Here is a 10,002-nt window from a genome sequence, read left to right as displayed (position 1 = left end):
TCCCGCTAAGGTAAGGTTTGCCTATCAAATAATGACAAACAGAAAGCAGATGGCCAAAGACCACCTGCCATCCTTCACACATGGTATTTACATACCAATACTATACCTCCTTGCCCTTCATCATCTTATTCCAGTACAGATAGGGCAGCATGTATTTTTTCAGTATCCACAGCCTCCAGTGCTCTTTTGAACTGTCAAAGATGAGCATCTGTTTCAATTTGGGGTCAGGGGTAAAATTGTTCTTGTAGTCGAATTCAGCCAGGACCATTTTCCCGTAACCGGTAACCAGCGGACAGGAAGAATATCCGTTATAGGAGTGGTTCTTCACTGCTTCCTGCTTTATCAGGCTCAACAGGTTGTCAACCACGATAGGAACCTGCTTCCGGATAGCCGCACCGGTTTTAGCGGTAGGCAGAGCGGTTACATCTCCCATAGCAAATACGTTGGCGAACCTGACGTGCTGGAGGGAATAGTGATCTACTTCAACCCAACCAGCATCATTGACCAGCACCGAATCCTTGACAAATTTGGGCGACGTCTGGGGCGGGGCGAGATGGAGCATGTCAAAAGGTATGCTGATTACGTCCTTATCATCGATGGCCTCGCCAATCTTATTGCCTTCTTCAACGGGCACGCGCTTATCAGCAGGGGCCGTATAATTAAAGTAGGCGATCTGGTTCTCCGCGTCTATCTTGAAAGGAGCGTAATACGGCCTGAAATGCATCCCGTACCGGTCTATCACCTTCAGCAAGGTCTCCTTGACCTGCTGCACGCCGAAGATCACGGTCCCGGGAGTGGCAAAGATGACGTTGCTGTCTTTCAGGATACCTTTCTTCCTGAAATAGTCAGCGGCCAGGTAAGCCATCTTCTGAGGGGCACCCCCGCATTTGATGGGGGTGGTGGGTTGCGTAAACAGGGCATTACCCCCTTTAAAATTCTGAAGCACCTTCCAGGTATGTTCCGGATCCGTGTAGTTGCTGCAGACCACCCCTTTGTCTATGGCTTCCGTCAGTCCTTCTATAAGGGAGGTATCATTGACAAGCCCGGGTGATAAGACGAGATAGTCATAGGAAATATCACCTGAATTCTTTGTGGAAATCGAATTGCGCTCCGGCTTGAGGGCTGTGGCGTAATCCTTAATCCAGTCGACCCCTTTTGGGATCAGGGATGCCATTGGCCTGGCCGTCTTCCCGTAGTCATATGCACCGGCACCGACCAGCGTCCATGCAGGTTGATAATAGTGGGTATCTGCCGGTTCTACCAGTCCGATATCCAGATTTTTATTTTTCCTCATGAGCTGGGCAGCGGTCATGATGCCTCCTGTACCCCCTCCGATGACGAGTATCTGATAGTGTTTCTTCATGGGATTGATTGTTGATCTTAATACCTATACAAGGTACTCCATTCTTCCCAGGTGTAATGTAACATAGGTAACAATACAACTTCCGGAACTTGAGTACTTTTTGACCGTCGGAACGGAAGTAACAAAGAAGAATGAGCCTTGTCAATTCCATGAAACAGAGATGAATCAACTCTCTAAATGATACGGTATCACTCAACAGCTCAGGGAATATTTCTAACTTTAAGGTTCTTACTGTATCCGCAATCGATCCTATGAAAAGACGTCATTTTATCAGAAACACAGCCCTCGGGACCCTGACAGCCGCCGTGGGTACAGATATCGTTTTCGGGCGTTTGATACCCGAAGGATATTCCCTCCTGGCCATGCAGGACCCGGACCCGTTTACCCTCTTTAGCAAGGACAGGGAAATGGTGATCCTCAATGACAGACCCTGGAATATGGAGGCCAAGGCCCATTTACTCGATGATAAGGTCACTCCCAATAAATACATGTTTATCCGGAACAACGGGCTGATTCCAGAGGATATTGATGTCAAATCATGGACCCTTACCATAGACGGGGAGGCGGTGAAAAATCCTAAAACATATACGCTGGCAGAACTCAAAACTAAATTCAGATCCCATACCTATCAGCTCACCCTGGAATGCGGGGGGAATGGGAGGAGCGAATTCGATCCACCCGCAAAGGGCAATCAGTGGACCGTCGGTGCTGTTTCCTGTGCAACATGGACGGGTGTCAGGCTGAGAGATGTCCTGGAAGATGTGGGATATACAGATAAAGCAATCTACATTGGCTATCACGCGGCAGACGTACATCTGAGTCGGGATCCCGGAAAGGAACCCATTTCCAGAGGTGCACCCATGGCGTAGGCGCTGCAGGACGAGACATTACTCGCCTTTAAAATGAACGGCCAGGATATTCCTCTGGCCCACGGTTATCCCCTGAGGCTGGTAGCCGGAGGCTGGCCCGCCTCGGTTTCGGGTAAATGGGTACAGAGGATCAGCGTCAGGGACCGTGTTCACGACGGTTCCAAAATGACAGGTGATGCCTATCGCATGCCTTGTAATCCCGTGGCTCCGGGCGAAAAAGTGAAGGATGAGGACATGTGCATCATAGAATCCATGCCCGTAAAATCCCTGATCACCTACCCTCGCTCCGGGGCTGTGATCAAAGAGGGACGAAAGCTGAATATACGCGGTCACGCCTGGGCAGGTGAACTCGAAGTGAGCAAAATGGAGTATTCCATCGATTTTGGTTCTTCCTGGGATTCTTGCAGTTTGGAAAAACCGGCAAACCGACTGGCATGGCAGCATTTCAGTGCAGAAGTTTCCTTCCCGAAAAAGGGCTATTATGAAATTTGGGCCAGGGCGACCGATTCCAAAGGGAAAAGTCAGCCTATGCTCCTTCCCGGATGGAACCCCAAGGGTTACCTGAACAACGCCTGTCACAGAATCGCCATCAAGGTTACCTGAGTATGGAGGAGAAAGAAAAATTCAGGGAACAGATACGGAGCATCTATCGGCTCCTGTCAACCTTTTTGATACTTTTTGTGATCACGGTCCTGGGAGTGGTCTATTTGCTGAACGACCCCGACCTTTCATTTTTTAGGGAAAAAGAAGTTCCTCAGGAGTATGTGGCCGTACCGACAGAGGACGATTTTGACAAAATAGAGAATGGGATCCACGTACGAACGGGCCTTAAAGAGGCCGAAGGTCTGATGACCGTCGTGAACAACTGTACCAATTGCCATTCGGCTCAGCTGGTCATACAGAACCGGATGAATGAGGAGCGGTGGATCGCCACGATCCGATGGATGCAGGAAACACAGAATCTGTGGGACCTCGGAAAGAACGAAGAAATTATAGTGAACTACCTGGTCTCGAACTATCCTCCAAAAAAGAAAGGGAGACGAGAGATCCTGACCGATATCCAATGGTATGAACTGGAAGATTAGTCATTTTGTTTTCTTGATCCTCGCTTTGAGTGTAAACTGCAGGGAGCGGCCTGATGCTGTTCAAAAAGAATCGATCCTGAAAGGCAAGCACCTCATCGCCCATGACAATCCCATGCTCTCTTCAGAAAACCCCGGGATCGTCATCGTCGATTTCAGGAAGGCGGAGGAATACGAAAGGGCCCATATCCCGGGCTCCATTCAGCTTTACAGAAATCATTTTCAGGATGCAGCCATGCCTTACCCGGGGATGCGTCTCGACAGAGATAAGACTGCGGAAAGTCTCGGGAAGGCGGGAATCTCTGAGAAGCATACCATCCTGGTTTATGATGACAAGGGATCGCCGGATGCTTCCCGTTTTTGGTGGCTTATGAAATTATACAACTTTGAGCAGGTATACCTGCTCGATGGCGGACTGGCCCTTTGGGAAAAGATGGGGCGAAAGACAAGCCGGGATGTACCGGAAATCACCCCTACCGTCTTCCACTTTCCGGATAAGCCGGATCAACCGATGGTCATCGAAAAGGAAGAACTGCTCAAATACCTGAGTTCCGATGTGCCGGGGATTATCCTGCTGGATGCGCGTAGCGCCGATGAATACAGGGGTAAAGTCCTCAAAAGCGGGGCTTTAAGGGCCGGAAGGATTCCCGGGAGCGTCCATATAGACTGGGCAGAATCCATTGACTATTCAGGAACTCACACCTTCAAACCCAGGGAGGAGCTGGAAAAGATATACTCAAAACTCGGGGCCGGAAAAGAGGACACCATTGTCGTGTATTGTCATAGCGGAGTTCGCTCTTCACATACTACCTTTGTACTGACCCAATTGCTGGATTATAAGTATGTCCTGAATTATGACGGTTCCTGGGTGGAATGGAGTTATGACGACCTTCTCCCCATTGAAACCGATTCGATCGCCTTATTAAAAAAATAGACTATGGAAAATTATTGGAACGCCTTTGTTAGTGCTTTTAATGGCAGCGTTCAGTGGACGTGGAAGTCCATCATCTTCGAGGTACCCTGGTATACCAATTATTTCTGGGGCCTGATCGCTATTTCCCTCTTTGTATGGGTACTGGAGATCCTGTTCCCCTGGCGAAAGGAACAGTCTATCTTCCGAAAGGATTTCTGGTTGGATGCCTTTTACATGTTTTTCAACTTCTTTATGTTCTCCATTGCGATCAGTGGATTCTACAAGTTGCTGGAAGTCTTTTTCAAGGATGTCGGGATCACGACCAAAAGCCTGTCCGTCATCGATATCTCGGCCTATCCGATGTGGTTACAATTGCTCATCTTTTTTGTGGTTCTCGATTTTGTACAGTGGTTCACGCATATCCTGCTGCACAGATACGCCTTCCTCTGGAACTTCCACAAGGTGCACCATTCCGTGAAGGAAATGGGCTTTGCGGCCCATCTGCGGTACCACTGGATGGAAAATATCCTGTATAAACCGCTAAAAGTTTTCGGAGTGATGATCCTGGGGGGATTTGAACCTTCTCAGGCCTATATCGTCCATTTTGCCGCTATCGCGATAGGTCATTTCAACCATTCGAACATCAAGATCACCTGGGGGCCGCTCAAGTATCTGTTCAACAACCCCGTGATGCACCTGTACCACCACGCCTATACCTTGCCAAAAGGGTCTTACGGCGTGAACTTCGGGATCAGTCTGAGCTTATGGGATTATATTTTCAAGACCAATTATATCCCCGAAGATAGCGGCACCATTGAATTGGGTTTTAAGGGAGACGAGGATTTTCCCAGGGATTTCCTGCACCAGAATGCCTATGGATTTGGCAAGCCTAAAAAGTAATTGGTTTTTTAATGCCCGTCAGCTTAGGATAAAATCTGCAGCCATGTTCGCATGCAGTTCTGTAGTGGGCAGCAGAGGGATATCGGTACTGTCCTGGTTTATGAGTAACGGCAACTCCGTACATCCGAGTACAATGGCATCTGCCCCTCGGGTTTTGAGGTCCGCGATCTCTCCGAGATAGAATTTCCTCGCTTCTTCCGTAAATTTTCCCTGGGTCAGTTCTTTGGACACGAAATGGTGCGACCTGTCGAGGGCTTCGCCCTGTGGGATGATCGTATCTATTCCGAATTCCCGGTTCAGGTATTCAGGGATAAACCCCCGGGTCATGGTAGGTTTGTTCCCAAGCAAGCCTACTTTTCGGGCGCCGAGTTGGGCTGCCTTCCTTCCTGTTGCCTCTGCGATGTGCAGGATGGGAATATGTATCCTGGGCTGTACATGATCATAGGCCATATGGGGCGTATTGGCACAGATCACCAGGGCTTCGGCCCCGGATTTCTGGAGGACCTTAGAAACCTCCAGGTATTTGGCATTGATCCTGTCGGGATCCTGCTCCCTCATGATCTCAATATTAATGCTGTATATCAGCATTTCGGGATTACTCCAGGTCCCCCGGGTCTCCCCAACCTTTTCATTGATCAGCCTGTAGTAGGCTATGGTGGAGTGCCAGGAGGTACCCCCTATAAGTCCGATAGTTCTCATTATCTTCTCAAGTCCTGTATTTACTGAAGTTCCTTCACAAATTGAATCTTCCACATCCCGCGGACCTGGCCGGTATCATAGCCTGTCGCCTCGTCCATGGGATACAGTTCCTTCAGGGTGGTCCATACAGGCTCCTGTACCTCTCGTCCCCGCCTCCCGTGACACTGCAGGCACATGGCATTGGTCGTGATGGGCGTGCAATAATACACCTCATCTTCGTCCATTTCCTTGAGGACCGGCAAGATCCTGCCCTGGTTTGCAGCCTGGTTCTCTACTTGTTTCCTGAAGGCGATGATATATCCGGTTTCTTCCGCTGTGGCCCGGTTTTGAGGGTTCCTGGGTTTGTCTGAAACGCGTTTGATGATCGCGTTGTTCATGATCCCAACGCTGTCTGTAAGCCCCGTTGCCCGGAGCTTGCAGAACGAGACTGCCCCCGCCACTCCATTTTGCTGTATAGCGCCCGCCAGGTTCTTACCCAATATCCCCTGGGCCAGGCCGGCGATCTCATCCCCTTTTTCGAAGTAATAGGAGGCATTGGGAAAATAAGGCATCTCCTCATCTTCACCCTCCTTGGCCGTCATCTTTTCCATCCCCTCGCCGTGACGTTTTCGCCGGTGATCCTCATACCAGTCGGGCTGGGGTAATTCCGAATCATAGAGATAGGAAGCAATATCCTCTATGTCTTCAACGGAATAGGGTTGATAGGGCATGATCCCAAACCTTCGGAATGCCCCTTTCATCTTTACCTTTTCAGGCTGTGGATCGTTAAGCCAGTTCGTTAAAGACTGTGTGAATTGCTCTCGGGTGGTTTTCTTATCCAGATAATGTGACCTGACAGCGACCATGGGAGGAGCGATCATGGCTGTCTCAGTGGATTTTGGATCATGGCAGATATAACACTCTCTTTCAACGATCTGTTTTCCGTGTGCGCGGGATTGTTCCATCTCCAGCTGAGCGGCTTCTCCCACCGGGACCATATCGTTCTTTTTCCCATCCTTACAAGAGAGGAAGATAACAGTGAAAAGCAATAAGATCCAGATCCTCATGTATCAGAAGTGTTTCAGGCATTAAGCGTTATTTCCATTTCAGAATGCCTCCCTGAAGGTCGTATACCTTTTCGAACCCCATGGAGACGAGCTTGCGGGCTGCCTTCAGGCTACGGTTACCGGACCGGCAATAGAGGTATACCGGTTTGTTCCTGTCCAGTTCATCGAAGGCTTTTTCAAAATCAGCTTCCCTAAAATAGTCAATGTTGACAGCTCTCGCGATATGACCCCCCCTGAATTCCCGGGGTGTCCTTACATCTACCAGTTGCACGTTGTTGTTGTTGACGGCCCTTTTATACTCCTCCACCCCTAGTATCTCTATCTTTTCAGAGAACCCGGTTTTAGGCCCTAATACTTTGTTTATAATAGACATGGTATCTCATTTATCTTCTCTGGATGCCGGGGGCCAGCCTCTTCACGAGCACTGCCCCCCTCAACAATCCAACCAAAAAAAACTAATTCTACAATAAGGTGGTGGGGCAGATATATTCTGATCTCTCCATACCTGTTTCTTTGATCCCGTCGAAGCCATCTGAGACGTCGCGGAAATGGCTCCATCCTCTTTGCTGTAGTATGGAGGCCGCGATCATACTGCGGTATCCGCTTCCACAATGAAGGATAAAGGGTTTGTCCTTCGGGAATTGTGCCAGGTGGCTGTTGATCTCATTCAGGGGAATATTGACCGCACCGATCACATGTTCCGAGTCGAATTCACTCTTCTTCCTGATATCGAACAACAGGGGTGCTGAATTCCTGTACTCCTTTTCGAGTTCAACAGCGGTCAAACGGCCCTGGGTGCCAAATTCCTTCCCGCTCTTTTTCCATGCTTCGAAACCGCCTTTAAGAAACCCTATGGTATTGTCATATCCCACTCTTGAAAGCCGGGTGATGGCCTCTACTTCCTTTTCGGGATAGGTGACCAGGAGGATAGGCTGCTTCACGTCGGGGATCATCTCCCCTACCCATTGTGCGAAACTGCCTCCGAGTCCGATATTGATACTATTGGGTACATGTCCCCTGGCAAAATCTGCGGCGTCACGAGTGTCGAGCATCAGGGCATCGGTCTCATTGGCAGCAACCTCGAAGGCCTCGGGTGACATGGGTGTCTCTGCCCGCTTCATCACGGTATCCAGGCTTTCATACCCCTTGATGTTCATGAGCACGTTTTGGGGAAAATAGCCGGGAGGCGAGGTAAGACCGGTCAGTAATTCCTGAATGAATTCTTCCTTAGTCATGTCTGCACGCAGGGCGTAATTCACTTTTTTCTGGTGGCCAAGGGTGTCCGTGGTCTCTTTGCTCATCATCTTTCCACAGGCCGATCCGGCTCCGTGGTTAGGGTAGACGATCAGGTGGTCTGGCAGGGTCATGATCTTGTTCCTCAGGGAATCGAACAGGTGTCCTGCCAGTTTCTCTTCCGTAAGTTCAGAGATCACGTGCTGGGCAAGGTCGGGCCTGCCCACATCACCGATGAAAAGGGTGTCGCCGGTAATGATACCGTGTTCCCTGCCTTTCTCATCGATCAGCAGGTAGGTGGTGCTCTCCATCGTGTGTCCGGGGGTATGTATCACTTTCACCTGGTAATCGCCTACTTTAAAGATCTGTCCGTCCTCAGCAACGATGGCTTTATAGCCGGGCTTGGCAGTAGGCCCGAAAACGATCTCAGCTCCCGTCTTTTTCTTAAGGTCGAGATGTCCGCTCACAAAATCGGCGTGGAAATGCGTCTCAAAAACATATTTGATCTTCGCCTTATCCTTTTTGGCCCTATCTATATAGGGGCCCACCTCCCTGAGGGGGTCAAAAATAGCAGCCTCACCCTTGCTTTCCAGGTAATAGGCTGCGTGTGCGAGACAACCGGTATAAATCTGTTCTATCTTCATATTTTACTGTGGTTTAAATACTTGTAATTACATTAACTTCCTTAAAATTAGAAAGATCGGACGGGTTGCATCGTGACTTATGTTACAAAAGTGGCTTTAGGGCTGCAGCATTCCAATGACTTTTGTCAGGTCCTGAAAAAATTAATACCAGATCTCCTTTACGAGGATATAAATGCCCATCAGGAGGGTGAACCAGCCAAATGATTTCTTGAGTTTGCTCCCTTCTATAAACTTGTTGAGCCATACCCCCACGAGGATACCTATAAGGGAGAAGGCCGTGAAACTGAGCAGGAAGTACCAGTCGATTTCCATGGTCTCCACATCCCCTATAAAACCGATCAGGGATTTAATGGCTATGATCAGCAGGGAAGTGGCTACTGCTTTTTTCATGGGAAGTCTGGCCAGCATTACCAGAGCGGGAATGATCAGGAATCCGCCACCGGCGCCGACAATACCCGTGATGACCCCCACTACTAATCCCTCGAGAATGATCATGGGGTAGTTGTAGTGGATCTCGGCGTCTTCATCGTCGCAATTGACACATTTGCCCTTGATCATAGAGTAGGATGCCAGCAGCATAATGATGGCAAAGAACACCATGATTCCGATATCCCTTGTTACCAGGAAGCCATTGATATGGAAGAGTTCCTCCGGTATGGAGGGGACCAGGAATCGCCTGGTGAGGTAGACCGCTATAAATGCAGGCATAGCAAAGACGATGGCCGTCTTGAAATCGACCAGCTTCTTCTTCATGTTCTGCAAAGCCCCTGTAAGTGAAGAGACGCCCACCACAAAGAGGGAATAGGCGGTGGCCACAACCGGATTGATCCCCAGGAGATAAACGAAAATAGGCACCGTGAGGATCGATCCCCCTCCTCCGATCAGGCCGAGTACGATCCCTATGATCAGAGCCCCGATAAAACCTAAAATTGATGTGATTTCCAAGATGTTGTTTTTTTGAGCTCCAAAATTACGCTGGCCCTATCGCCCGGGTCGTAACCCAGGTTACAGTGACCGGATCCCGGGAAGTGTCCGCCAGTTTGAAATAAATTTTATCCACATTTCTTGAGAATATGACAATCATCATAGGATGAGATTGGTTTATTCCCTAGTTTGATGGAGATTCCTAAGTCCGCCCTTATGAGAACCCTTTTGTATGCCACAGATTTTTCGGATAATTCCATTCCGGCTTTTCACTATGCCCAACTGTTGAGTGAACAACTGAACGCAAAACTTTTTGTACTCCACGTTTT

9 protein-coding genes and 1 pseudogene are annotated in these 10,002 nt (G+C 49.2%); 4 read left to right on the top strand and 6 right to left on the bottom strand.

The genetic code is table 11. From position 1 onward, the window contains the following. Nucleotides 1–100 precede the first annotated feature (100 nt). On the bottom strand, nucleotides 101–1,363 hold the full coding sequence (locus ABYP73_RS07990) for an FAD/NAD(P)-binding oxidoreductase (protein WP_372946073.1): 1,263 nt from the start codon (nucleotides 1,361–1,363) through the stop codon (nucleotides 101–103). A gap of 251 nt (nucleotides 1,364–1,614) precedes the next feature. On the opposite strand from ABYP73_RS07990, the pseudogene ABYP73_RS07985 reads away from it, so the two are divergent. From ABYP73_RS07985 to ABYP73_RS07970, 4 genes and pseudogenes are all read left to right on the top strand, one after another. Next, nucleotides 1,615–2,835, top strand: a pseudogene (locus ABYP73_RS07985) (sulfite oxidase). Between the two features lie 2 nt (nucleotides 2,836–2,837). After that, nucleotides 2,838–3,317 carry a monoheme cytochrome C gene (locus ABYP73_RS07980; protein ID WP_372973970.1) on the top strand — a complete coding sequence of 160 codons (480 nt, stop codon included), beginning with the start codon at nucleotides 2,838–2,840 and terminating at the stop codon, nucleotides 3,315–3,317. Further along, nucleotides 3,301–4,248 (top strand): sulfurtransferase, encoded by a 948-nt coding sequence (locus tag ABYP73_RS07975; RefSeq protein ID WP_372946666.1) that lies wholly within the window; start codon nucleotides 3,301–3,303, stop codon nucleotides 4,246–4,248. Before ABYP73_RS07980 ends, ABYP73_RS07975 begins: the two co-directional genes overlap by 17 nt. Nucleotides 4,249–4,251: 3 nt before the next feature. Beyond that, nucleotides 4,252–5,127 carry a sterol desaturase family protein gene (locus ABYP73_RS07970; RefSeq protein WP_372973969.1) on the top strand — a complete coding sequence of 292 codons (876 nt, stop codon included), beginning with the start codon at nucleotides 4,252–4,254 and terminating at the stop codon, nucleotides 5,125–5,127. 18 nt (nucleotides 5,128–5,145) lie between these two features. On the opposite strand, the gene ABYP73_RS07965 is transcribed toward ABYP73_RS07970, so the two are convergent. The 5 genes from ABYP73_RS07965 to ABYP73_RS07945 all read right to left on the bottom strand — a co-directional run bounded on the left by ABYP73_RS07965 (nucleotide 5,146) and on the right by ABYP73_RS07945 (nucleotide 9,694). Continuing rightward, a complete protein-coding gene (locus tag ABYP73_RS07965; protein WP_372973968.1) occupies nucleotides 5,146–5,826 on the bottom strand; it encodes an aspartate/glutamate racemase family protein in 681 nt (226 codons plus the stop codon). A gap of 20 nt (nucleotides 5,827–5,846) precedes the next feature. After that, nucleotides 5,847–6,872 (bottom strand): DUF3365 domain-containing protein, encoded by a 1,026-nt coding sequence (locus ABYP73_RS07960; protein ID WP_372973967.1) that lies wholly within the window; start codon nucleotides 6,870–6,872, stop codon nucleotides 5,847–5,849. A 28-nt stretch (nucleotides 6,873–6,900) separates the two neighbouring features. Next, nucleotides 6,901–7,245 (bottom strand): rhodanese-like domain-containing protein, encoded by a 345-nt coding sequence (locus ABYP73_RS07955; protein WP_372973966.1) that lies wholly within the window; start codon nucleotides 7,243–7,245, stop codon nucleotides 6,901–6,903. A gap of 88 nt (nucleotides 7,246–7,333) precedes the next feature. After that, nucleotides 7,334–8,749 carry a rhodanese-like domain-containing protein gene (locus ABYP73_RS07950; RefSeq protein ID WP_372973965.1) on the bottom strand — a complete coding sequence of 472 codons (1,416 nt, stop codon included), beginning with the start codon at nucleotides 8,747–8,749 and terminating at the stop codon, nucleotides 7,334–7,336. A gap of 141 nt (nucleotides 8,750–8,890) precedes the next feature. Beyond that, nucleotides 8,891–9,694, bottom strand: a complete 804-nt coding sequence (locus ABYP73_RS07945) for a sulfite exporter TauE/SafE family protein (RefSeq protein ID WP_372945823.1) — start codon at nucleotides 9,692–9,694, stop codon at nucleotides 8,891–8,893. Between the last annotated feature and the right edge of the window lie 308 nt (nucleotides 9,695–10,002).

This window comes from Muriicola sp., assembly GCF_041567615.1.
Taxonomy (GTDB): Bacteria; Bacteroidota; Bacteroidia; order Flavobacteriales; family Flavobacteriaceae; genus Muriicola.
Note: the sequence above shows the minus strand (reverse complement) of the source record. Positions and strands in the feature narration are given on the sequence as shown.